The organism is Neorhizobium sp. T25_13 (genome assembly GCF_002968675.1).
GTDB classification, from domain to species: domain Bacteria; phylum Pseudomonadota; class Alphaproteobacteria; order Rhizobiales; family Rhizobiaceae; genus Neorhizobium; species Neorhizobium tomejilense.
Window position 1 is genome coordinate 68,940 of the sequence record NZ_PVBI01000009.1, and the last position, 24,632, is coordinate 93,571.

Sequence of the window (24,632 nt, forward strand, 5' to 3'; positions counted from 1 at the left end):
TTGTGCGATCTGCCGGATTGCCAGATCGACATCGCCTTGACGCAATCGCTCCGAGATTCCGCCTCGCGGAGAGCGGCCACATAAGCTTGCTCGCCTTCCATGGAACGGCGATCCCGCAGGGTCCCGCCGGCTCCCCCAGGAGGGGCCTCACCGCGACCTCAAGGCCGCATGGCGTGCTGTCTGCGCATGGTGTCGGACGAACCGCGCACCACCTCGGAAATCTGCAGGAGCTGGGTGACCAGGGGCGTCGAATTGCGCCAGATCATTCCGATGGTGCGTGAGGGCCGCGGTGTCTGGAAGCGGGAGATTGAAACCTGCGCGGAGCGGGTTTCCACGGGCACAGCCATTTCCGGGATCAGCGTGATGCCGATACCGGCGCTGACCATCTGTACGAGCGTCGACAGGGAGCTGCCCTCCATGACTTCCCGCAGGCGGGTCGTGCCTATTTTGCAGAACGAGAGGGCCTGATCGCGAAAACAGTGGCCTTCCTCCAGCAGAAGCAGGCGCATTTCGCGTAATGCCTCACGTTCGGGCACCGGCTTGCCCTCGTCCTCCGGTCTTCGGACCAGCACGAACTCCTCGTCGAACAATTTGAGCTCGGTCAGGAACGGCTCCGATACGGGCAGGGCGACGATTGCCAGATCCAGTTCGCCCTGCGCCAGCTCCTGGACCAGCTTTGCCGTCTGCGTCTCGCGCACCTGTATTTCAATCCCGTCGAAAGTTCTGTTCAGATCGTTGATGATAGCCGGCAGCAGATAGGGCGCGATCGTCGGGATGATACCGATGCGCAAGCGGGCCAGGAACGGATCGCGTGACGCACGGGCGAGGTCCGCCAGTTCATCCACCGCCCGCAGGATGCCACGAACCCGCAGCGCGAAGGTCTGGCCGAAGGCGGTCAGTTTCACCTCGCGCGCATTCCGCTCGAAGAGATCGCCGCCCACTTCCTGTTCGAGTTCCTTGATCTGCATCGACAAGGCCGGCTGGGAAATCGCGCAGGCATCGGCCGCGCGGCGGAAGCGGCCATCCCGTGCCAGGGCTTCGAAATAGCGGAGTTGTTTGAGAGTAAGGTTTTTCATAACCCTAGCTTATCGCCGCGATCAGTAAATCCAACTTAAATTTATGAGAGGCTTCCGGTAAGAAGGGAGACGAGGGAGGGCGCGCGCTTGGCTTGCTCCGGTTAAACAGGCGGAGCGACAGTCGGAAATAGCGCGGCCGGACCCAGGCGGTTCGGGAAAAATTGCCCTCTTTTGCACGGCAGATAATTAGAGTAATCAAGGAGATAGTCATGGATGCGAAATCTAGCGAAAACGCCGGCAAATGTCCGGTCGCCCACACGCCTCGCGGCAGATCGAACCGCGAATGGTGGCCTAACCAGCTGAACGTCCAGATCCTTCATGGGCACTCGGTGCGCTCCGACCCTATGGGCGAGGCGTTCGATTATGCCGAGGAGTTCAAGACCCTCGATCTCGAAGGCCTGAAGAAAGACCTTCATGCCCTGATGACCGATAGCCAGGAGTGGTGGCCGGCCGACTTCGGTCATTACGGCGGCCTGTTCATCCGCATGGCCTGGCACAGCGCCGGTACATACCGCATCACCGACGGCCGCGGCGGCGCCGGTCAGGGCCAGCAGCGTTTCGCGCCGCTCAACAGCTGGCCGGACAACGTCAATCTCGACAAGGCCCGTCGCCTGCTCTGGCCGATCAAGCAGAAATACGGCAACAAGATTTCCTGGGCGGATCTGATGATCCTCACCGGCAACGTCGCCCTTGAATCGATGGGCTTCAAGACGTTCGGTTTTGCCGGCGGCCGCGCCGACGTCTGGGAGCCGGAAGAGCTCTACTGGGGTCCGGAAGGAACCTGGCTCGGGGACGAGCGCTACAGCGGCGAACGCCAGCTCGCAGAACCGCTCGGCGCCGTGCAGATGGGCCTCATCTACGTCAATCCGGAAGGCCCGAACGGTACCCCGGATCCGCTGGCATCCGCCCGCGACATCCGCGAAACCTTCGCCCGCATGGCGATGAACGACGAAGAGACCGTGGCACTGATCGCCGGCGGCCACACGTTCGGCAAGACCCATGGTGCTGGTGATCCGTCGTTTGTCGGCGTCGATCCGGAAGGCGGCGAGCTCGAAGCCCAGGGCCTCGGCTGGTCGAGCAAGTTCAACACCGGCGTTGGCCGCGATGCCATCGGCAGCGGCCTGGAAGTGACCTGGACGCAGACGCCGACCCAGTGGAGCAACTACTTCTTCGAGAACCTGTTCGGCTTCGAATGGGAGCTGACCACAAGCCCGGCCGGCGCCAAGCAGTGGGTAGCGAAGAACGCTGATGCTTCCATTCCGGACGCCTTCGACCCGTCGAAGAAGCAGCTGCCAACCATGCTGACCAGCGACCTGGCACTGCGCTTTGACCCGATCTACGAGAAGATCTCGCGCCGGTTCCTGGAAAACCCGGCCGAATTCGCCGATGCCTTCGCCCGCGCCTGGTTCAAGCTGACTCACCGCGACATGGGACCGAAGGTTCGTTATCTCGGCCCGGAAGTCCCCGCCGAAGACCTGATCTGGCAGGATGTGATCCCGGCCGTCGACCACCCGCTCGTCGACGACAAGGACGTCGCCGAGCTGAAGGCGAAGGTTCTGGCGTCCGGCCTCTCGGTGCAGGAACTGGTTTCCACCGCCTGGGCTTCCGCCTCGACCTTCCGCGGTTCCGACAAGCGCGGCGGTGCCAACGGCGCGCGGATCCAGCTTGCTCCGCAGAAGGATTGGGAAGCCAACCAGCCGGCGCAGCTCGCCAAGGTCTTGGGCGTTCTCGAAGGCATCCAGAAGGACTTCAACGCTGCCCAGGCAGGGGCTAAGAAAATCTCGCTCGCCGACCTGATCGTGCTTGCCGGCGCCGCCGGCGTCGAAAAGGCTGCCAAGGCCGGCGGCCAGGACATCACCGTGCCCTTCACGCCGGGCCGCATGGATGCCTCCGAGGCACAGACTGACGCTGCTTCCTTTGCCGCGCTGGAACCCCGTGCCGATGCCTTCCGCAACTATGTCAATAGCGGCAAGACGCAGTTCATGAAGGCTGAAGAGGCCTTGCTGGACCGCGCCCAGCTGCTGACGTTGACGGCACCGGAAATGACCGTTCTCCTCGGCGGCCTGCGCGTGCTGAAGGCCGGCCAGCCCGAACACGGCGTCTTCACGTCCCAACCGGAAACGTTGACGAACGATTTCTTCGTCAACCTGCTCGACATGGGCACCGAATGGTCGCCCGTTGCCGGCAAGGATGGCGTTTACGAAGGTCATGACCGCAAGACCAAGGCGCCCAAGTGGACCGGCACCCGCGTCGACCTGATCTTCGGCTCGCATTCGCAGCTTCGTGCGATCGCGGAAGTCTATGCCCAGTCCGACGCCAAGGCGAAGTTCATCAAGGACTTCGTTGCGGCCTGGACCAAGGTCATGAACGCCGACCGCTTCGATCTCGTCTGATCGACCAAAATCGCCCGGACGTGGCTCCAGCTACGTCCGGGCACCTTTTTCAATGCTGACTAACGCCGGGCTTTTCAGGTCGGCACGAAGGCCGAGGCGATCGCCAGCACGAATCCGAGGATCGTGGCGCAGACCGACAGCGCTTCGCGGGTCTTTTCGGAGCTGACGGCCCATCCCTCGCTGGTGAGATATCGTGCGATCAGGCCCAGCGAAAGCAGGCCGACGCAGCCGAGGAAGGCGAAGAAATAAATTCCATACTGCATGTTGGAGATCTTCTTGGTCAGCACCTCGGTGATCCCGACCAATGTCGAGAGGGACAGAAGCAGGCTGCCGATGATCAGGTATTCGGCATGTTGCGACCGGGCCGTCGAATAGAGCGACAGGATCGTGAACAGGAACGCGACCAGAACGATGGCGATGTAATTGCCGCTGACATGCCCCGTCGCGGAAATCGACATGAAGATCGACGTCAGGATGAACAGCGCTGCCGCCAGGATGATCTTGTATTTCGAGTCGAAGAACTGGCGCATAATATGATCCGCTCTAAACTGGCCGCCTGCGGCGCTGGCAAATGCCGTTTCCCGGACTATGGAAAATTCGGCGCGCGATGAACAGGTTGCCGCCCTGCTAATCGGTGGAAATCCACGCCCGAGTTCAGGCAAGCCGTTTCCGCTGGATGGCGTAGGCGCCGCCGGCGCTCATCACTGCCAGCAGATACCAGGTCACGGCATAGACGAGGTGGCTGTTGCGGAAGCGGATCACCGTCAATCCTCCGACGGGAAGGCCGCCCGGGATCGGCGTCGCGTCGGCATCGATGAAATAGGGCGCCACCTTCGAGAGGCCTTTTGTTGCCGCGATCGCGGCCACGTCGCGCGAGTACCAGCGGCCGCCGGCGGGATCGTTGGAGCGCAGGAAAGCGCCCTCCGGCTCGCTGACGCGGATGAGGCCGGTGATCTTCACCGGACCCGCGAGCTGCCCATCCGGCCGCAAAGCCGGGTCGCGGCGGTTGGCGGGCACGAAGCCGCGATTGATGAGGACGATGGTCCCGTCCTTCTGTTCCAGAGGTGTCAGAATCCAGAATCCGGGACCGAGATCGGTGACCGCCTGGACCAGTGTTTCGTCGTCATGGTGAAAGAACCCGGTGGCGGTGACGCGGCGGTATTCGTCGTTTTCGGCGTTGATCGCAGGCCAGGCTGGCGATGAGGGGGCAGGCGCCGGGGTTGCCGTGACCCGGGCGTCGACGCGAGCGATCAGATCGAGTTTCCAGAAGAGCCGCTGCACTTGCCAGGTGCCGAGCCCGATAAAAATCAGCGTCAGGAAGAACATTGCGCCTGCGAAGACGAGCCGGGAGCGTGCCGGTTCCGCATCCGCCGCTTCTCCGGTCAAAGGATGATCGAGAGCCATGCGTCTATCCCTTCCCAGCTTGCCCCCGAAGGGTCACGGCATGTTCTTCATCATCTCCGGCGACATCGGCATCATGTTGGTGTTGAGATGGTGCATGACCCAGAGCGATCCGGCAAGCGTGATGCCGACCAGGACAAGCGTGAAGAGCAGCGCCATCATCGTCCATCCGCCTTCGGAGCGCGGGTTCATGTGCAGGAAATAGACCATATGCACGACGATCTGGATCACACCCAGCCCCATGACGAGGAAGGCGGTGAACAGCTTGCTGTCGATGGCACCGCTCATCACCAGCCAGAACGGAATGGCCGTCAGGATCACCGACAGGCTGAAGCCGATCAGGTAGCTTCTCAGCGTGCCGTGGCCGGCCTGGTGGCCGTTGCTATGGCCATGATGGGCCTGGGAGGCGCTTTCGTGAGCAGGGGCGTGCGGGGTTTGGCCGTGCGAACTCATCCGAGGACTCCCATGAGATAAACGAAGGAGAAGACGCCGATCCAGACGACGTCGAGGAAGTGCCAGAACATCGAAAGGCACATCAGGCGGCGCTTGTTTGCCTCGATCAGCCCGTGTCTGCCAACCTGCACCATAAGCGTGATCAGCCAGATGATGCCGAAGGTGACGTGCAGCCCGTGGGTGCCGACCAGCGTGAAGAAGGAGGAAAGGAAGGCCGAGCGGGTGGGTCCGGCGCCCTCGTGGATCAGGTGGTTGAATTCGTAAAGCTCGAGGCTGAGGAAGGCAGCGCCGAACACGCCGGTCACCCCGAGCCAGAACAGGGTCTCGGTCTTTGCGCCCCTTTCCATCTGCAGCATCGCAAATCCGTAGGTGATCGACGAGAACAGCAGCATAGCGGTGTTGAGCGCGACGATCGGCAGGTCGAACAGGTCGGCGGGCGAGGGACCGGCCGCATAATTGCGGCCGAGTACGCCATGGGTGGCAAAGAGCACTGCGAAGATCAGGCAATCGCTCATCAGGTAGAGCCAGAAGCCCAGCATCGTGCTGCCTTCCGGATGGTGATCCTCCGTGAGGTAGAATTGCGGCTTACCGTTGTTTGTGCCGTGGGTTTGCGCTTGCGTCTGGCTCATGATCTCAGGTCCGTTCCGCGAGCAGCTTCGAGCGCGCGTCCTCTGTTGCGGTCACGGTTTCGGCGGGAATGTGGAAATCCCGGTTGTAGTTGAAGGTATGGCCGATCGCCGTGGCGACCATCGCGATGAAGGAGATGGCCGCCAGCCACCAGATGTACCAGATCATCGCGAAGGCAAAGACGATGCTGATGCCAGCCAGGATAATCCCGGTGCCGGTGTTCTTCGGCATGTGGATCGGCTTGAAACCGCCGAGCGGGCGTTCGTAGCCGCGAAGTTTCATGTCGTACCAGCTGTCATGATCATGCACGACGGGCGTGAAGGCGAAGTTGTAGTCCGGCGGCGGCGAGGAAGTCGACCATTCCAGCGTGCGCCCGTCCCACGGATCGCCAGAGGTCTCGCGCAGCTCGTCGCGGCGCATGAATGAGACGATGAGCTGGATGATGAAGGCTCCGATGCCGCAAGCAATGATCCCGGCGCCGATGGCGGCGATGACGAACCATATCTGCAGGGAAGGATCCTCGAACTGATTGACGCGGCGGGTGACGCCCATCAGGCCGAGCACGTAGAGCGGCATGAAGGCGACGAAGAAGCCGATCTGCCAGCACCAGAAGCTGATGAGGCCCCAGAACTTGTCGAGCTTGTAGCCGAAGGCCTTCGGCCACCAGTAGACGACGCCCGCCATGAGCCCGAACAGCACGCCGCCGATGATGACGCTGTGGAAGTGGGCGATCAGGAAGAGCGAGTTGTGCAGCACGAAGTCGGCCGGCGGGATGGCCAGCATGACGCCGGTCATGCCGCCGATGACGAAGGTCACCATGAAGCCGATCGTCCAGTACATCGGCAGCTCGTAGCGGATGCGGCCGCGATACATGGTGAAGAGCCAGTTGAACATCTTCGCGCCGGTGGGGATCGAGATGATCATCGTCGTGATGCCGAAGAAGGCGTTCACGCTCGCGCCCGCGCCCATCGTGAAGAAGTGGTGGAGCCACACGATGTAGGAGAGGATCATGATCACGCAAGTGGCATAGACCATCGAAGCATAACCGAACAGCCGCTTGCCGCTGAAGGTGGCGACGACTTCGGAAAAGATGCCGAAGGCCGGCAGCACGAGGATGTAGACTTCCGGATGGCCCCAGATCCAGATGAGGTTGATGTACATCATCGGATTGCCGCCGAGGTCATTGGTAAAGAAGTTCGTTCCGACATAGCGGTCGAGCGACAGCAGCGCGAGCGTGGCGGTCAGGATTGGGAAAGTCGCAACGATCAGCACGTTGGTGCAGAGCGATGTCCAGGTGAAGATCGGCATCTTCATGAAGGTCATGCCCGGCGCGCGCATCTTCACGATCGTGGCAATCAGGTTGATGCCCGATAGCGTCGTGCCGATGCCGGCCACCTGCAGACCCCAGATGTAATAATCGACGCCGACGCCCGGACTGTAGTCGGCACCCGAGAGCGGCGGATAGGCGAGCCAGCCGGTGCGGGCGAATTCGCCGACGAAGAGCGACATCATGATGATCACGGCGCCGGCCGTGGTCATCCAGAAGGAGAAATTGTTGAGAAAGGGGAAGGAGACGTCGCGCGCGCCGATCTGCAGCGGCACCACGTAGTTCATGAAACCGGTCACGAAAGGCATTGCCACGAAGAAGATCATGATCACGCCATGGGCAGTGAAGATCTGGTCGTAGTGATGCGGGTTGAGGTAGCCCTCGTTTCCGTTGAAGGCGATCGCCTGCTGGATGCGCATCATGATCGCATCAGCAAAACCGCGCAGCAGCATGATGATGGCGAGCACGATATACATGATGCCGATCTTCTTGTGATCGACGCTCGTGAACCACTCGGTCCAGAGATAGCCCCAGAGCTTGTATTTGGTGATCAGCGCCAGCATGGCGATGCCGCCGATTGCGACCGCTATGAAGGTCACGATCAGGATCGGTTCGTGATAGGGAATGGCTTCCAGGGAAAGCCGTCCGAAGAGGAACTGGGTAAGCGTGGTGTTGCCGAACATGGGTTTCTACCGGATCTCGTTCAGGGCTTTGCCGGGGCGTCGTTGTTGAGCTGCGCCGGTGCCGCGCCGCCCTGCGGAGTTTCGGTGGCGCTTCCGGAAGCGCCGCCCTGCATGTCGTGCATGCCTGGTGCGCCGTGGGTGCCTTGGTTCATCGACGGCCCTCCGGATTGTCCCTGGGGCTGCTGGCTGTTGACGCCTTCCGCCGGCTCCGGGCTGCGGGCCGGATTGCCGGTGGCGGGGAAGGTGGCGGCAGGGGCCGCCGTGCCGTGCGCCGCTTCGCCCGCATGGCGGTTGTCATGCTCCAGCCTGGCACGGTTTTCGTGGCTCTCGATTCCGCCGCCGCCCGCCATGTCGATATGCATCATCTCGTCCATGCACATCTTGCCGGGCGTCGCGCACATATTGAGCACGGCGCGATAGAGCCCGTCCTCGACGGATGCGTAATAGCGCACCGGCTCCCTGGCGCTCGGCTTCTCGAGCTTCAGATAGGCGTCGCGGTTGAGCGCCGTGCCGTTCTGCTTCACGCGGGCCACCCACTGGTCGAAGCCGGCCTGGTCGACGCCGTGGAACTTGAAGCGCATGTGAGAAAAACCGTCGCCGCTGTAGTTCGAGGAGAGGCCTTCGTATTCGCCGGGCTTGTTGATGACGGCATGCAGCTTGGTCTCCATGCCAGGCATGGCATAGATCATTCCGGCCAGCGCCGGCACATAGAAGGAATTCATCACCGACGAGGCTGTGATCCTGAAGTTGATCGGCACGTCCACCGGGGCCGCCATCTCGTTGACGGTGGCGATGCCGTAGTCCGGGTAGAAGAACAGCCATTTCCAGTCGAGCGCCACGACCTCGACCGTGATCGGCTTTGTCTCCGCCGGGACGGCACGCTGGGCATCGAGCCGGTCGAGCGGCCGGTAAGGGTCGAGCTTATGGGTGCTGATCCAGGTGACGGCACCGAGCGCGATGATGATGGCGAGCGGTGCCGACCAGATGATGACTTCGAGCCCCGTCGAATGGTGCCATTCGGGATCGTAGGGCGCACTGGTGTTGGAGCCGCGATAGCGCCAGGCGAAAAACAGAGTGAGGAAGATCACCGGCACGATGATGATCAGCATCAGTACCGTGGCGACGATGATCAGGTTGGCCTGCTGCTTGGCGATATCGCCGGAAGGCGACATGACGACCAGATTGCATCCGGAAAGGCCTACAAGGACCAAGAGAGCGAACAACCGTGCTACGATTTTCAACTGAGGGGTCATCTCGGGCTCAAATTTGCGTTTTGTCTAGTTCGGAATAGGCTTGTTCCGGTACAGGCTGAAATGAGGTGGTTCGTCGCAGTGCAGCAATCTGTCGCAGTGCAGCAAAAGACCGCATGGCCTTTGGCACCGTTTTGCGGCACCACCGGCACACTCGGCATTTGCCTCCGCCAACCGGAAATCTAGGACAACCTACCGGGCTGACCAGAGGGTGTGATGAGAAGACGGTGCGGCTCGCCGCAATTGTCAGGTTTTTTTAGCCTTGTTCCTTGATCTCGGCAGCATGTTGATCAACATTTCGGGGGCGAGGCGAACTATCGCCAGGAGGAATTCATGACCACGGTCGTCAATCCCGCGTCAACAGGCCCGACATCGTCCGGCCTCGAAAGGGACGCCCGCCGCATTCATGACGACGGGCCGATCTCGCCGGGCAGCATCGCGCTTGGTGTGATCATCGGCCGCATGTCGGAATTCTTCGACTTCTTCGTTTATGGGCTGGGTTCCGTCCTCGTCTTTCCAAAGCTGATCTTTCCCTTTGCGCCGACCCCGGTCGCCGCGACGCTGATGTCATTCGCGATCTTCCCGCTCGCCTTCATGGCGCGACCCGTCGGGTCGTTCGTCTTCATGTGGATCGACCGCAACTACGGACGCGGCACCAAGCTGACGATCGCGCTGTTCCTGCTCGGCGGATCGACGGCTTCGATCGCCTTCCTGCCGGGTTACGATACGATCGGTTATTGGGCGGTGGCGTTGCTGGCGCTGTTCCGCATGGGGCAGGGGTTTGCGCTCGGCGGCGCCTGGGACGGGCTCGCCTCGCTCTTGAACCTCAATGCGCCGCCCAACCGGCGCGGCTGGTATGCGATGATCCCGCAGCTCGGCGCACCGATCGGTTTTGCGCTGGCGAGCATCCTGTTCGGTTATTTCGTCGCCAATCTGTCGGAAGCGGATTTCATTGCCTGGGGCTGGCGTTATCCGTTCTTCGTGGCGTTTGCGATCAATGTCGTGGCACTGTTCGCCCGCCTGCGCATCGTCGCCAGCAAGGAGTTCGGTTCGGCGCTCGAAGCCAACGAGTTGCAGGCCCGGCCGATCTTCGAAATGCTGAGCAAGCACGCCCATGACGTCGTGCTCGGCGCGTTCGTGCCGCTTGCCAGTTTCGCCATGTTCCATCTGGTGACGATCTTCCCGTTGAGTTGGGTAACGCTCTATGGCGGGCAGTCTGCGGCGGAATTCCTGTTCGTGCAGGTGCTCGGCGCCGCCGTCGGCATCGTCGGCATCATTCTCTCGGGGCTGATCGCCGACCGTATCGGCCGCCGCAACCAGCTGATGATCGGCGCGGTGATCATCGCGATCTTCTCGTTCTCGGCGCCGTTCCTGCTCGATGCCGGCGGCAAGGGGCAGGACGCCTTCATCATCATCGGCTTCGGCATCCTCGGCCTCTCGTTCGGCCAGGCCTCCGGTGCCGTCTCCTCGCGCTTCGGGCAATATTACCGCTATACGGGCGCGGCACTCACCTCCGACCTCGCCTGGCTGGTCGGCGCCGGCTTCGCACCGCTGGTGGCGCTCGGCCTCGCCAGCAGTTTCGGCATCATCTTCATCGGCGGATATCTGATCTCCGGCGCGATCTGCACGATCGCGGCGCTCAGCCTCAGCCGGGTTCTGGACCAGAGCGGCGAGCCTGGGCAGCAGCGGTAACGGCTCCCGCTAGTTTCCTTCTCCCCCAGCGGGGAGAAGGTGGTCCGAAGCATCGGATGAGGGGGTGGTTCCTCCTCAAGCGGCCTTCTTGGCAAGCGTCGGCCGCGTCGCAGCGGCCTTTTCCACCATCGCGGTCACTTCAGCACGGCGCGCACCCGTCAGCGGCATGCGCGGCATGCGGACGCGCTCGGAGCCGCGGCCCATGATCTGCTCGGCGAGCTTGATCGACTGGACGAGGTCGTGCTCGGCATCGAGATGCAGCAAAGGCATGAACCAGCGATAGATGGCGCGGGCTTCGACCCAGTCGCCGCGATTGGCTGCGGCCACCAGGGCGACGGATTCCTGCGGGAAGGCGCTGGTGAGGCCGGAGACCCAACCCTTGGCGCCGAGCATCAGGCCTTCGAGCGCTACGTCGTCGAGGCCGGCGAAGATGTCGAAGCGGTCACCGAAGGCATTGATCAGGTCGGTGAAGCGGCGCGGATCCGGCGCGCTTTCCTTGACGGCCTTGATGTTCGGCACGTCTTCGAGCTGACGCAGCACGTCGGCGCCGATGTTGACGCGATAGGCCGGGGGGTTGTTGTAGAGCATGATCGGCAGCGAGGTGGACGCGGCGACCGTCTTGAAATGGGCGACCAGCTCTTCCGGCTTCGGCACATAGACCATGGCCGGCAGCAGCATCAGGCCATCGGCGCCGAGCTTTTCGGCATCGCGGGCATAGGCGACGGCGCGGCGGGTGTCGAATTCGGACACGCCGGTCACGACCGGCACGCGGCCGTTCACCACTTCGACGGCGGCCTTGAGGATGGTGCGCTTTTCTTCCGGGTCGAGCGAGTTGTTCTCGCCGCAGGTGCCCATGACGATGAGGCCGTTGACGCCGTCGTTGACGAGCGCGTCCTGCACGCCTTGGGTGGCCTTGAGGTCGATCGAGAAGTCTTCGTTGAATTGTGTCGTTACTGCGGGGAAAACGCCGCTCCAGCCTGTGGTCATGAAATGCACTCCTCTGGTTGATGGGTCATAATAGGCGCGATTGCGCCGATATCTGTCACGCGAAGGGTTCTGCCGGGCCTTTGCTCGGCTCCGTGAACCATTGCGGCCCGGTTTCGGTCATGTGGATATGGTCTTCGAGGCGGATCCCGAAACGGTCCGGGAAAACGATCATCGGTTCGTTGGAGAAACACATGCCCGGTTCGAGCACGGTCGCATTGCCGCGCACGATATAGGGCTCTTCGTGGATTTCCAGCCCGAGCCCGTGGCCGGCGCGATGCGGCAGGCCAGGGAGGACATAGTCCGGGCCGAGGCCGTGTTTCGCCAGCACTTTGCGGGCCGCATCGTCGAGGCTGCCGCAGGTGGCGCCGAGGCGGGCGGCCTCGAAAACGGCCTGTTCCGCTTCGCGCTCGATCGCCCAGGCCTTGGCGAATTCAGGAGTCGGCTCTTCCAGCACATAGGTGCGGGTGAGATCCGAATGATAACCGTCGAGCCGGCAGCCGGTATCGACCAGTACCACGTCGCCGGGCGCATAGACCTGGTCGCCGTCGGCACCGTGGGGGAGGGAGGTCGCGACCCCGAAGGAGACGATGCAGAAGCTCGAACCGGCTGTCGCCCCGAGCGCGCGATGCTGTTCGTCGACATGGCGCACCACGTCCGAAGCAAGCACGCCCGGCTTGATGAAGGCATGCGCGCGGCGATGCACTTCCAGCGTCAGGTTCATCGCATGCTGTATAAGGTCGATCTCCGCCTTCGACTTCCGGAGCCTGAGATCGCGGATCAATCGGCCGCCATCGACGAGTCGCTCGGTGCCAAAGACAGTGGCAATCTGGTGGTAGATGAACAGCGGCAGCGCGTCGTCGAGCGCAAGTTTCACATTGGCAGGCAGAAGCGAGGCGACCAGTGCGGCACTCGCCTCATCCTCCTGCCAGACGACGATCTCGCCCGGCAGATGGGGCAGGCTTTCAACGCGGCTCCGCTCGAACCCCGGCACGATGTAGGTGACCGACCTGGGCGTCACCAGCGCGCCGAGCAGGCGTTCGCTCTGGTGCCAGACGAGGCCGGTGAAATAACGCAGGCTTTCGCTGGCGCCGAGCAGGATGCCGCCCAGCCCCTTTTCCTCCAATGACGCCTGGAGCCGGACAAGACGCTGCCGCCGCTCGTCGTCGGTGATCTTCGGGACGGGATGCGACCAGGCCATGTCCGGTTCCTTTCGATTTCGCTGACGTTATATCGTGCTGTAGTCAGTTTGTCGACAGAGATATTAGGCACATATAGCCGGCCGCCATCCCGCCGTCACCGAAACCGGCTGATGCTGTAAGGTTCGATATCGAGGGCAGGCTTTCGGCGTGCGGCGATATCGGCAACCAACCGGCCGGTCGCAGCGGACTGCGTGAGCCCGAGATGCCCGTGGCCAAAGGCATAGATGATCGCCGACGTCGCGGTCGAGGCACTGATCACCGGCAGGCAGTCCGGCATGGAGGGACGAAAACCCATCCACTGGCGGCCGCCCTCGGTCCTCAGCTCGGGCAGGAAGCTTTTTGCCTTTTTCAGCATGGCTTCCGAGCGCTTGTAGTTCGGTGCCAGCTTCAGCCCGCCGAGCTCGACAGCGCCGCCGACGCGGATGCCGGAGGAAAGCGGCGTCACCACGAATCCGTGGTCGTTGAAATAAAGCTGGCGATGCAACGGGAAGGCGCCCTGCGGTAGCGTCGTGTTGTAACCCCGCTCGGTTTCGAGCGGCGCATGGTCGCCGAGGCCGGTTACGATCTTCTTCGACCAGGCGCCGCCGGCCAGCACGACGGTCTTCGCGTCGAAGACGGCCCCATCCGCCAGAACGATCCTGGCGCCATCGGTTATCGGCTCGATGCGGACGGCCTCACCGATCCTGAGCGACGCGCCCCGGGACATGGCGTTGCTGAAGAGGGCCTGGGTGAATTCCAGCGGATCGGAGACCTGCAGGCCGGAGGGCGTGAAGATGCCGTGCCGGAACTGCGGCGCAAGTCCCGGCTGCAGGGCATCGATCTCGCCGCGGCCTACCCTCTGGAATTCGAAACCCGCGTCGCGTTTCGCCTGCCAGTCGGCGGATGCGGCATTGAGGCTTGCTTCGCTGTCGTAGAGGTCGAGCGTGCCGGTCTGCCTGATCATCGCCCGGAGGCCGGCGCGTTCGACGGTTTGCAGCATTTCGCTGCGCGCCATCGGCATCATCCTGGCATGCACGCCGACGGTACGCTCATAGGCCGGCCGGGCGCTGGCCCACCAGAGGCGCCACAGCCAGGGCACCATGTTGAGCGCATAGGAGGGCGGCAGGCTGAGGGGACCGAGCGGATCGAGCAGCCATTTCGGCGCCTTCCACATCATGCCGGGTGCGGCGATCGGGATGATTTCCGGAAAGGCGAGAATGCCGGCATTGCCGCTGCTTGCGCCCCGGGCAACCTCGCCGCGCTCGATGATCAGCACCGAACGTCCGTCGTCCAGCAGGTACTGCGCCGACATCGTGCCGATAATGCCCGAGCCGATGACGACGGCATCGACCGAAGAGGAATTCATGATTTCTGTCCTGTGAAGCGGATGCGGAAGGTGGGGTCAGGATGCGGCAAGATCGATCGGTTGGCCGAGATCGCGGGCGATATAATCCTGGATCTGCCGGACGATCTGTCCCGCATGCTTGATGGCGAGCCTGTCGGAACGCTCGACGTCGCGCGCTTCGATCGCGGCGATCATCTCCTCGTGTTCTTCGACATACTGGCGCGGCAGCCGATCATCGAAGGTACGATAATAAAGGCGCAGGATGCGGCGCCCCTCGTCGAGCAGCCGGGCGAAGAAGGTGGTGTAATAGGCATTGCCGGCGAGTTCGGCGATCGCCACGTGGAATTCCCGGTTCGCCTCGATCATCGCGAAGGCGTCGTGGGCTGCAACCGCTGCGGCGAACTCCGCCTGCCGCTTGCGGATCTCGCCCATCGCCTGTGGCGTCGCACGCATGGCGGCACCGCGGGTGGTGACGCGGTACATCAGCGTCAGGGCATCGAAATAGGGAGGCAGCGAGGCGAAATCGATCGTCGCGACGATGGTGTTGCGGTTCGGCAGCGTCGTGACGAGGCCATCGGCGGAAAGCCGCAGCAGCGCTTCGCGGATCGGCGTACGCGACATGCCGAAGCGCTCGGACAGCCGGACTTCGTCGAGCGGGCTGCCCGGGGCCAAGGTCATGGCGAGGATTTCCCGGCGCAGGATCGTATAGACGCTCTGAGTCCCGGAGCCGCGGGTGCGGGGGATATCGGTTTCTGCAGGTTCGTTCTTCGCCATCTTTCCCCGTATCTGCCTTGCAAGCCAATGCCGCAGAACAATTGCACATATTGTCGACAGGAAATAGCCCGCGCGACATTCGGCCGGGTTTTCAAGAGGTTTCGGCGGATGTGCGGCTGTGGCCATAGATATTGACCACGATGATCCCGGCAACGATGCATACGAGTGCGATGATGTGATGCGCGTCGATGCGCTCTTTGAGCAGCAGGATGCCGGCAAGCGCCGCGAGCAGCGGGGTCAGGAAGGTGAAGACCGACAGTTTGGTCGCCGAATAGCGGGCGATCAGTGCGAACCAGGCGAGAAACGAGAGCGCTGCGACAACCACTGTCTGGTAAGCGAGCGAAGACCAGGCGAGGAGGGAGTGCGGAACAGGCAGCGCTCCTTCGAAGACGATGGCGGCAGCCGTCAACAGCACTCCGGACACTGCGAGTTGGTAAAGCAGTGTCTGCGAGGCTGGTGCCTGAGCAAGGCCGCTGCGGCGGATCGCAAGCGTCGTCAGCCCCCAAAGGATGCCGGCCGCCAGCGCGCAGGCGTCTCCGAGAAACTTGCTGCTGTCGACCGAGACCGAAGCCTGCAGCACCAGCCCGGTGCCCACGAAGGCTATGACGATGCCGATCCAGCCCGCGAGCGACAGCCGTTCGCCCGGCATCAGAAAATGTGCGCCGATCGCCACCACGAACGGCGCCGTATAGAGAAGCAGTGCCGCCCGCGCCGCATCGGTGTACCCGAGCGATAGATAAAGCAGTCCGAATTCCACCGAAAACAGCGTGCCAACCAGAAGGCCGGACCAGAAAAGGCCGGGCGTCCACTTCAGCCCCGCCTGCCGGAACCAGCCAGCGATCACGATCGTGGCGCCGATCGAACGTATGGCCGACTGCCAGAACGGCGGGACTTCCGGAATGATCGCCTTGATGGCGATCTGCTGCAGAGCCCAGAGGCTGCAGAGCACGACCATGGCCGTCACGGCGAACGTATCGAGGGACTGTTTTCTCGTCATCGGTGGATCATGTCGAGCGGTGCCGGCGAATGCCAACGAAAAAGCGTGAGCGATGGATGAGAAATGCTGATCGACGCATCAGCCCCCGCTGACCTTTGATTGGTCGCCCTGCAATACGCTAATGACCCGCGCCGCCGCCAGCCTGCCTGCAACGATCGCGCCTTCGACATAACCCGGATAGGACGGGGACAGTTCCGACGACGCCAGGTAAACGGGGGGCACGCCTTCGTTGATGATGTCTTCCGCATAACGGGCATCGAGATCGATGATGACGTCGCTATAGGCGCCGCCGCTCCAGGCATCGTCGACCCAGTCCCGGACGTGAATGTCGCGCGGATTGCCGCCTTCGGAGCCGAAGGCAGCGGTCAGCTGCTCGCGGATGAAGGCGGCGAACTCCTCGCGCGGCCGCCCGTGCCATTGCTGCGCTTCCGGCCCGCCGACGAAGACGATGAGGCCGGCATAATCGTCGTGGCTGGCGTCGCAGGCGTAGAGGCCCTGGGGCTCGTGCCACATGACGGCGCCGGAAAGCCCCCTCTCGCGCCAGAATGGCTTGTCGTAACTGACCTGCAGCTTGATCGAAAGGCCGGGCGCCCAGGCGGACAGCGCCTTCTGCAGCCGGTCGGGAAGAGCCGGCGAAAACGGAAGCCGGCGGGTCATCACCGGCGGCAGCGCCAGGATGACGCGTTTTGCCAAGAACCGCTCGTCGCCGGCGATGACGGTGACCCCGGTATCGGAATATTCGATGCCCGTAACCGGTGTGCCAAGGCGTAGCCGGTGCCCAAGCCTCGCCGCCAGCTGGTTGGCCAGCGCATGCAGCGTGCCGGGCAGGAACATTTCCATTTCCGAATAGGTATTGGTGATGCGCCGGTCGTTCGAGGCGAGCCAGGTGAAGGCGACCTCCTCCGGCGCGCGGCACCAGAGGCCCTTGATCAGCCGCAGGAAGCTTTTCCGTATGTCGGCCGGCACGTCGTCCTGCCGGGCCACCCAATCGGCCACCGTCAGTTTCGCCAGGTCCGGGTCCTCCGGATCGGTGGCGATCATCCGGTCGCGAAGCGCATCGACCCCCTGCCAGCGCGCGAAACCCTGTTGCGGCGAGACCGGCGGCCGGTAGATGGGCTCCCCGTCATAGTGGGTCATGACCGGCGTCTTGCCGTTTTCCTCGATGAGGGCCATCAGCTCGGCCATGTCGCGGCAGAAGAACTGCCCGCCGGTATCGATCCGGGTCCCGTCGGGCAGGGTTTCCGACTCGACCTTGCCGCCGACCCTGTCGCGCGCCTCGAGCAGCAGCACGTCGAGCCCTGCCTCGACAAGCTCCAGCGCGGCGCTCAGGCCCGTGAACCCCGCGCCGACGACGATGGCATCCCGCTCAGGCATTCTCTTCTCCGACTATCTTCCTGCCTTTGCCATTACCGCAAGCGGTTGGGCACGTCCATGAGGCTGGAAGGGAGCGGTCGGAATCATGCCGCCCTCGGGCGTCGATGCCTGAGGGCGGCGGACCGGTGTCATTCGAGCGGCAGGATCAGGACGTCGCGGGCCGGCACCTCGATCTTGCCGCCATCATGGGCGTGTCCGATCGGCCAGACCGCCCTGCCGGCGGCAAGCCGGCCATATCCTTCGGCGAGCTTCACATCGGTCGCCTGCGCCGAGCGGGTCGGATTGACGAGCCAGAGGAAGCTGCCTTTTTCGCCCTTGTGGATACGCGTGAACAGCGCCTTGTTGGACAAGGCCGCATGCTGCGTGCAGCCGCTCCAGCGCAGCAGTTCGGCGAAGAAGGCGCCGTTCGTCTTGCCCTGCGACTTGTAATAGGCGACCGATGGATTGGTGCCGATCAGCAGCGTCCGGCCCTTGCCATAAGCGTTCTCGACCACGGCAAGCCGCCCGTCGTCGAAATTGCCGCGCGCGGTGCCGCCGGCAAGCACATAGGATTGCAGGAAACCGCCGCCATCGACCGCCGCCCCATCCAGCTTGAAATGGATGCGGTCGCCGATATCCGGCATGAACTCGACCTGGTCCTCGCGAGCGCCGAAAACCTTGTCGAGGCCCATGTTCGGCTGCAGCTGGCCGACATGGCCGCGGTCGCCGAAATAACCGGGGCAGGCTTCGGCAATCAGTGTGCCGCCGTTTTCCACCCAGGCGGCGAGGCGTTTTGCCTGCTCGGCGGTGAACATGATCGGGTAGGGGAAATAGAGGCGGTCATAGGCGTCGATATCGTCGATATGCACCCAGTCCGGCTGGACGCCGTTTTCGAGGAAGGCGCGATAGGCCCCCCACATGGCTTCCGGATAGGGTTTTTCCTTGCGGTCGTAGTTCAGCAGGTAATCCCATTCCTGGGTCTCGGGAACGACCAGGATGCCGATTTCGCCGCGCACCGGCTTCGCCTCCCACAGCGCTGCCTGCGCCGGGTCGTTCGCCCATTTCGCCATGTCGCTCTGCAGTTTCGAGCGTGGCGTGCGGGCGCCGTCCATACCATAGGCGCCGAAGGCACCGAACAGCGGACCGTCGAGCAGCGGCCGCCAGCGAAGGTTCAGCACCCCGCGGGCACCGCCCGCAAACGAGGTCATGCTCCAGAGCCGGATATCCTCGGGCTCGGCGACGCGGCCGTCATCCTTGTCGCGACCGATCACCTGCGGCTGCAGCCACAGCGGTCCGCCCTGTCGTTCGGCGTGCCAAAAGGGTTTTCCACGTGCCGCGGCGCGGTTGATATCGACACCGTACCAGTTCTTCCAGGCTTCCGACCCCTTGCGTGCCTGGATCCAGGTGAACCCGTAGATCTCGACCTTGGAGGCGGCCAGCCAGTCGTCGCAGCCGTTCGCCGCCATGTTGGGGATCGCGCCGGAAATGCCGTGGGCGGCGATGGTGTTCTTCGGATCGACGGCGCGGATGGTGTCGATGCGCCATTGCATCTGGTCGTAGAAATTGTCGCGCTTGAACTGCAGCCAGTCGATGCATTCCGGATAAGGCGCCAGGTGAACCGGCGGCTCGACGTCCTCCCATTCGGCATAGCTGTAGCGATGCCAGGCCTTGCCGAGCACTTTCAGCGTGCCGTATTTCTTCTCCAGCCATGTGCGGAACGCCGACTTGGTATAGCTGCTGTAATCGACATCGGCGGAATAGTTGCACTCGTTCCAGACGTCGTAGCCGTAGATCGCCGGATGGTCCTTGTAGCGGGTGGCGAGTGCCGTCAGGAACCGGCCGGCCGCTTCCTTCACTTCCGGGCAGTTGAGCGTCAGGGCGCCCGCACCGCCGCCATTGTTGGAAAAGCCGCCGGTCGCCGCCGAGACGCCCATATAGGAGCCGAGCCTGGTGCCGTCGCCATTGACCTGCAGCGCATCGGCATATTTGCGGACCGCCCAGTCGGGCACGGCGTGGATCAGTTCGGCGATGACCGTCTTGATGCCGTTCTGGGCGGCGAGATCCATCTGCTGGTCGTATTCCTCCCAGTCGTAGACGCCGGGCGCGGTTTCGATTGCGCTCCACATGAACCAGTGGCGGAAGATGTTGAGGCCGTCTTCGCCCGCCGTCGCATAGTCGCGCTCCCAGTCTTCGCGGGGCGGATTGGACTTGCGGAAATAGACAGCGCCGTAGGGGAATTGAATATCGTTTCTGAGCATGGTCCTGTCCTTCTTCATCGATATTCGGACATGGCTCCGCCTTCCGGAGAAGGGCTCCGGTCTGGAAGTGGCGTAGATGACGTCCGATTAGTTGGGAAAAGCGTTGATCCTAACGGGGCCCTCCGGAAAGATGGGGCTTCATCCACCCAAGGCCCTCGCTGGTGCCGGCCTTCGGTCGGTATTCGCAGCCGACCCAGCCGTCGTAACCGAGGCGATCGAGTTCGCGGAGTATGAAATCGTAGTTGATCTCACCCATACCAGGCTCGTTGCGGCCGGGATTGTCGGCAATCTGAACATGGGCGATCTTCTCCTTCAGGCGGGTGAAGGTGGGGATGAGGTCGCCCTGCATGATCTGCATGTGGTAGAAATCGTACTGGATGTAGAGATTGTCGGAACCGACCTTGTCGAGGATGCGTTCCGCATGATCGGTCGTCGACAGGAAGAATCCGGGAATGTCGCGCAGGTTGATCGGCTCGATCAGCAGCTTGACGCCGGCATCGGCGCAACGCGGCGCGGCATATCTCAGGTTGCCGACCAGCACCTCTTCCAGAACATCGACATCCGCACCCTTCGCCACGAGGCCGGAGATGACGTTGACCTGTTTGCAGCCGAGTGCCTTGGCATAGTCGAGCGCCAGAGCCACGCCGTCGCGGAATTCCTGGACGCGATCCGGCAGGCAGGCGATGCCGCGCTCGCCGCCGGCCCAGTCGCCCGAAGGCACGTTGAAGAGCGCCTGGACGAGGCCGCTTGCCTTCAATGCATCGACGACCTTTTCCTTCGGCTCAGCATAGGGGCCGAGATATTCGAGCCCGCCGAAACCGTCCTTCGCGGCAGCGGCGAAGCGATCGAGGAAGGGCAGGTCCTGATAGAGGAAGGAGAGATTGGCGGAGAATTTCGGCACTGGCACTGTCCTTTAAGAAACGGGTGCGACGAAGCGGTGCCGGTGCAGCATGCGCTTGTCGCGGGGGTCGGGATTCGGAACGGCGGAAATCAGGCTCCTGGTATAGGCCTCCCGTGGCGCGGTGCAGATCTGCTCGGCCTCGCCGAGCTCGACGATCTTGCCGCGATGCATGACGGCGACACGATCGCAGAAATAGCGCACCACCGAAATATCGTGCGAGATGAAGATGAAACTGAGGTTCAGCCGCTGGCGGATATCGAGCAGCAGGTCGAGGATCTGGCTGCGGATCGACACGTCGAGCGCCGACGTCGCCTCGTCGGCGATGATGATGCGTGGATCGAGCGCCAGCGCCCGGGCAATGCCGATGCGTTGCCGCTGGCCGCCGGAAAAGGCGTGCGGATAACGTTCCATGCCCATCGGATCGAGCCCGACGAGGCGCATCAGTTCGGCGATACGTTCCTCGAGCGCCTTGCCCTTGGCGAGGCCGTTGATGATCAGCGGGTCGCCGATCACTTCCTTGACCGTCATGCGCGGGTTGAGCGAGGCGAACGGATCCTGGAAGACGAGGCGGACTTCCCGGTGGAAGCCGCGCAGCTCCTTTTTGGTCAGGTTGGTGACCTCGACTTCGCTGCCATCCTTGTTGCGGTAGACGACGCTGCCGGTCGTCGGCTCGACCGTGCGCAGGATCAGCCGGCCGAGCGTCGTCTTGCCCGAGCCGCTTTCCCCGACGATGCCGAGGTTCTCACCGGGATAGAGATCGAAATTGGCGTCATCGACCGCCCGCAGCGAATTGGTTTTTCCGTGCCAGCCGAAGGTCTTGCCGAGATTGCGGACCGAAAGGATCGGCTGCCGCGGCTCCGACGACGCGGCCACCGCAGGTAGCCGGCCTTCGACATGGCGGGTCAGCTTCACCGTCGAGGCAAGAAGCTGGCGCGTATAGGGGTGCTGGGCGTGATGATAGATAGCATCGACCGGGCCGCGCTCGACGATATGGCCAAAGCGCATGACGGCGACGTCGTCCGCCACTTCGGCGACAATGCCCATATCATGGGTGATCAGCAGCATTGCCATGCCGCGCTCCACCTGCAGCCGCTTGATCAGGTCGAGGATCTCGGCCTGCGTGGTCACGTCGAGCGCCGTGGTCGGTTCGTCGGCGATCAGGATGTCGGGATTGCCGGCAAGCGCCATGGCGATCATCGCCCGCTGACGCATGCCGCCGGAAAATTCGAACGTGTAGCGGTCGGCCATCTGTTCCGGATTGGGGATTTCCACCTGGCGCAGCAGTTCGACCGTTTTCACTCGCGCGGCGCGCTTGTCGAGATCGCTGTGCAGGCGAACGGCTTCGCTGATCTGCGAGCCGATCGTATGGACCGGCGACAGCGAACTCATCGGTTCCTGGAAGATCAGGCCGATCCTGCGGCCGCGGATGGCGCGCATGGCCTGGCCATCCGGATCGAGCCCGGCGATATCCGTGATCTCGCCGGCGTTTCGCAAAAGGATGCGCCCGCCGACGATGCTGCCGGGACGGTCGACGATCTGCAGCAGCGAGCGGGCGGTGACGCTCTTGCCCGAACCGCTTTCGCCGACAAGGCAGAGCGTCTGGCCGCGCTTCAGTTCGAAACTGACATTCTCGACGGCATGCAGGATATGGGTCCGCAACCGGAAATCGATCGAGAGGTTTTCGACGGAGAGGACGACGTCTTCGGCAGGATCGATCATGATTTCCTCCTCAATTGTCATAGGGGTCGGCGGCATCGCGAAGGCCGTCGCCGAAGAAATTGAAGGACAACACGGCGACGATCACCGCGAGCGAGGGCCAGATCAGCAGCCATGGCGCCGTCGCCACCGTGCGGATGTTCTGGGCGTCCTGCAACAGCACGCCCCAGCTGACGACCGGCGGTTTCAGGCCGATGCCGAGGAAGGAAAGCGAAGTTTCGGCAACGATCATGGTCGGTACGGCAAGCGTGACGACAGCGAGGATATGGCTGGTCAGGGACGGCAGGATATGGCGGAAGATCAGCCGTTTTTCGCTCGAACCGTCGAGCATGGCGGCGGTGACGAAGTCTTCGCTGCGAAGGGCGAGGAAACGGCCGCGCACCTCGCGCGCGAGACTGGTCCAGCCGAGCAGCGAGACGATGATGGTGATGACGAAATAGACGTTGACCGGCGACCATGTGAGTGGGATCGCCGCCGCGAGGCCGAGCCAGAGCGGGATGGTCGGCATGGCGCTGACGACCTCGATGACGCGCTGGATCACCGTATCGATCCAGCCGCCGTAAAAGCCCGATATCGAGCCGAGCACGACGCCGAGGACGAGAGACATGACGACGCCAACGAGGCCGATCGACATGGAAATCCGGGTGCCATAGACCAGCCGCGAGAAGACGTCGCGCCCGAGGCGGTCGGCGCCGAGCAGATACATCGGATCGCTCGGATTGATCGGGCCGATCAGGTGGCGGTCCATCGGGATGAGGCCCCAGAGTTCGTAGCGCGGGCCTTTGACGAACAGGCCGACCGGCACGACCTTGGTGTCGTCGACGACGAAGGTGCGCCGCAGCGCCACCTTTTCGATCTCGACCTTGTAGCCCTTCACATGGAAATTGAACTCGGAACTGCCGTCCGGCTTTTTGACGAAGAAGCTCAGGCCCTGCGGCGGCGCATAGGTATATTGCGGCCGCGAGGTGGCGGGCAGGCTGGGTGCCAGGAACTCGGCGAACAGGCCGATCAGATAGAGGATCACAATGACCGCGCCGGCAAACATGGCCACCTTCTGGCGGAGCAGCTTTCCGGCGATCAGCCTCCAGGGGCCGACCGTTGCGGTCGAAACGGTCTTTCCGGCTTTAAGCGGACTGATCGAGGGGCCGTCGGCGACGGTGTGAGCGGGGCCGGAATAGGTTCCGAATGTGTCGTGCGTGCTCATGCGGCCTCCCTCAATTGAACCGGATGCGCGGATCGAGCAGCGCCAGCAGCAGATCCGATAGCAGCATGCCGACAAGGGTGAGGGCACTCAAAAGCAGGATGAAACTGCCGGCGAGATACATGTCCTGCGATATCAGCGCTCGGAACAGCAGCGGCCCGGCGGTCGGCAGGTTGAGGACGATGGCGGTGATCGTCACGCCGGAGACCAGATGCGGCAGCACCCAGCCGATAGCCGAGACAAACGGGTTGAGGGCGATGCGCACCGGATATTTGAGAATGACCTTGTATTCCGGCAGGCCTTTGGCGCGGGCGGTGATCACATAGGGTTTGTGAAGTTCGTCGGTCAGGTTGGCGCGCAGGACGCGGATCAGCGCCGCCGTCCCGGAAGCGCCGATGATGATGATCGGGATCCACAGATGGGCGAGGAAATCGCCGACCTTGGCAAGGCTCCAGGGCGCTTCGGCATATTCGGGCGAGTTGAGGCCGCCGACGCTCTGGCCGAGATAACGGTAGGCGACGTACATCAGCACCAGCGCCAGGATGAAGTTCGGCACGGCAAGTCCGATGAAGCCGAAAAAGGTGAAGACGTGGTCGCTGATCGAATGGCGACGGACGGCGGAATAAATGCCGATCGGCAGCGCGACGATCCATACGAACAGGAGGCTTAAGAGCGAGATGACCAGCGTCGAACCCATCCGGCCCCAGATCAGGCCGGAGACGGGCTGGTTCCATTCGAACGAATGGCCGAAGTCGCCACGACTGACGATGCCCCAGATCCATTTGAGATACTGGATGTAGAAGGGGTCGTCGAAGCCGTAGATTTCCTTCAGCCGCTCGATCTGGGCCGGATCGACGGTCTGGCCGCTGTCGCTCATCGTGGCGATCATCGACGTCAGGTAGTCACCCGGCGGCAGTTGGATGATCAGGAACGATATCAGCGACATGCCGAACAGGGTCGGGATCATGTAGAGCACGCGCTTGAAGATGTAGCCAAGCATCGGAATAGTTCTCCTCCCGT

Annotated in this window: 20 protein-coding genes; 2 read left to right on the forward strand and 18 right to left on the reverse strand. The window is 62.9% G+C overall.

What is annotated here, in order from left to right; translation table 11 throughout:
• Positions 1-158 precede the first annotated feature (158 nt).
• Positions 159-1,076, reverse strand: coding sequence for a hydrogen peroxide-inducible genes activator (locus tag C5J22_RS21155; RefSeq protein WP_105439840.1), 918 nt, complete (start codon positions 1,074-1,076; stop codon positions 159-161).
• 209 nt (positions 1,077-1,285) lie between these two features.
• On the opposite strand from C5J22_RS21155, the gene katG reads away from it, so the two are divergent.
• A complete protein-coding gene (katG, locus tag C5J22_RS21160; protein ID WP_105439841.1) occupies positions 1,286-3,469 on the forward strand; it encodes a catalase/peroxidase HPI in 2,184 nt (727 codons plus the stop codon).
• Between the two features lie 74 nt (positions 3,470-3,543).
• On the opposite strand, the gene C5J22_RS21165 is transcribed toward katG, so the two are convergent.
• From C5J22_RS21165 to cyoA, 6 genes are all read right to left on the reverse strand, one after another.
• Positions 3,544-3,999, reverse strand: a complete 456-nt coding sequence (locus tag C5J22_RS21165; RefSeq protein WP_105439842.1) for a hypothetical protein — start codon at positions 3,997-3,999, stop codon at positions 3,544-3,546.
• A gap of 124 nt (positions 4,000-4,123) precedes the next feature.
• On the reverse strand, positions 4,124-4,873 hold the full coding sequence (locus C5J22_RS21170; RefSeq protein WP_105439843.1) for an SURF1 family protein: 750 nt from the start codon (positions 4,871-4,873) through the stop codon (positions 4,124-4,126).
• Between the two features lie 33 nt (positions 4,874-4,906).
• Complete coding sequence (gene cyoD, locus C5J22_RS21175) at positions 4,907-5,323, reverse strand: cytochrome o ubiquinol oxidase subunit IV (RefSeq protein WP_037082809.1); 417 nt, start codon at positions 5,321-5,323, stop codon at positions 4,907-4,909.
• Positions 5,320-5,952, reverse strand: a complete 633-nt coding sequence (gene cyoC / locus C5J22_RS21180) for a cytochrome o ubiquinol oxidase subunit III (RefSeq protein ID WP_105439844.1) — start codon at positions 5,950-5,952, stop codon at positions 5,320-5,322. Before cyoC ends, cyoD begins: the two co-directional genes overlap by 4 nt.
• 4 nt (positions 5,953-5,956) lie before the next feature.
• The gene (gene cyoB, locus C5J22_RS21185; protein WP_105439845.1) at positions 5,957-7,960 is read right to left on the reverse strand and encodes a cytochrome o ubiquinol oxidase subunit I; all 2,004 of its coding nucleotides are present in this window, start codon (positions 7,958-7,960) and stop codon (positions 5,957-5,959) included.
• Positions 7,961-7,980: 20 nt separating this feature from the next.
• Positions 7,981-9,213, reverse strand: coding sequence for a ubiquinol oxidase subunit II (gene cyoA / locus C5J22_RS21190; protein ID WP_105439846.1), 1,233 nt, complete (start codon positions 9,211-9,213; stop codon positions 7,981-7,983).
• 330 nt (positions 9,214-9,543) lie between these two features.
• On the opposite strand from cyoA, the gene C5J22_RS21195 reads away from it, so the two are divergent.
• Positions 9,544-10,902 carry an MFS transporter gene (locus tag C5J22_RS21195; protein ID WP_105439847.1) on the forward strand — a complete coding sequence of 453 codons (1,359 nt, stop codon included), beginning with the start codon at positions 9,544-9,546 and terminating at the stop codon, positions 10,900-10,902.
• Positions 10,903-10,977: 75 nt separating this feature from the next.
• Here the strand turns inward: C5J22_RS21195 and C5J22_RS21200 are convergent, their stop codons facing one another.
• The 11 genes from C5J22_RS21200 to C5J22_RS21250 form a co-directional block, all read right to left on the reverse strand.
• A complete protein-coding gene (locus tag C5J22_RS21200) occupies positions 10,978-11,889 on the reverse strand; it encodes a dihydrodipicolinate synthase family protein (protein ID WP_105439848.1) in 912 nt (303 codons plus the stop codon).
• Positions 11,890-11,944: 55 nt separating this feature from the next.
• Positions 11,945-13,087, reverse strand: a complete 1,143-nt coding sequence (locus tag C5J22_RS21205) for a Xaa-Pro peptidase family protein (RefSeq protein ID WP_105439849.1) — start codon at positions 13,085-13,087, stop codon at positions 11,945-11,947.
• A gap of 95 nt (positions 13,088-13,182) precedes the next feature.
• Positions 13,183-14,433, reverse strand: a complete 1,251-nt coding sequence (locus tag C5J22_RS21210) for an FAD-binding oxidoreductase (RefSeq protein ID WP_105439850.1) — start codon at positions 14,431-14,433, stop codon at positions 13,183-13,185.
• A gap of 36 nt (positions 14,434-14,469) precedes the next feature.
• Positions 14,470-15,186, reverse strand: coding sequence for a GntR family transcriptional regulator (locus C5J22_RS21215; RefSeq protein ID WP_105439851.1), 717 nt, complete (start codon positions 15,184-15,186; stop codon positions 14,470-14,472).
• A 91-nt stretch (positions 15,187-15,277) separates the two neighbouring features.
• Positions 15,278-16,183 (reverse strand): DMT family transporter, encoded by a 906-nt coding sequence (locus tag C5J22_RS21220; RefSeq protein ID WP_105439852.1) that lies wholly within the window; start codon positions 16,181-16,183, stop codon positions 15,278-15,280.
• 78 nt (positions 16,184-16,261) lie between these two features.
• Complete coding sequence (locus C5J22_RS21225; RefSeq protein ID WP_105439853.1) at positions 16,262-17,557, reverse strand: FAD-dependent oxidoreductase; 1,296 nt, start codon at positions 17,555-17,557, stop codon at positions 16,262-16,264.
• A gap of 128 nt (positions 17,558-17,685) precedes the next feature.
• Positions 17,686-19,794 (reverse strand): beta-galactosidase, encoded by a 2,109-nt coding sequence (locus C5J22_RS21230; protein WP_105439981.1) that lies wholly within the window; start codon positions 19,792-19,794, stop codon positions 17,686-17,688.
• A gap of 109 nt (positions 19,795-19,903) precedes the next feature.
• A complete protein-coding gene (gene otnI, locus C5J22_RS21235) occupies positions 19,904-20,695 on the reverse strand; it encodes a 2-oxo-tetronate isomerase (protein WP_105439854.1) in 792 nt (263 codons plus the stop codon).
• Between the two features lie 12 nt (positions 20,696-20,707).
• The gene (locus tag C5J22_RS21240) at positions 20,708-22,414 is read right to left on the reverse strand and encodes an ABC transporter ATP-binding protein (protein ID WP_105439855.1); all 1,707 of its coding nucleotides are present in this window, start codon (positions 22,412-22,414) and stop codon (positions 20,708-20,710) included.
• Positions 22,415-22,424: 10 nt separating this feature from the next.
• On the reverse strand, positions 22,425-23,615 hold the full coding sequence (locus C5J22_RS21245) for an ABC transporter permease (RefSeq protein ID WP_105439856.1): 1,191 nt from the start codon (positions 23,613-23,615) through the stop codon (positions 22,425-22,427).
• 10 nt (positions 23,616-23,625) lie between these two features.
• Positions 23,626-24,612 carry an ABC transporter permease gene (locus tag C5J22_RS21250; RefSeq protein WP_105403222.1) on the reverse strand — a complete coding sequence of 329 codons (987 nt, stop codon included), beginning with the start codon at positions 24,610-24,612 and terminating at the stop codon, positions 23,626-23,628.
• Positions 24,613-24,632 lie beyond the last annotated feature (20 nt).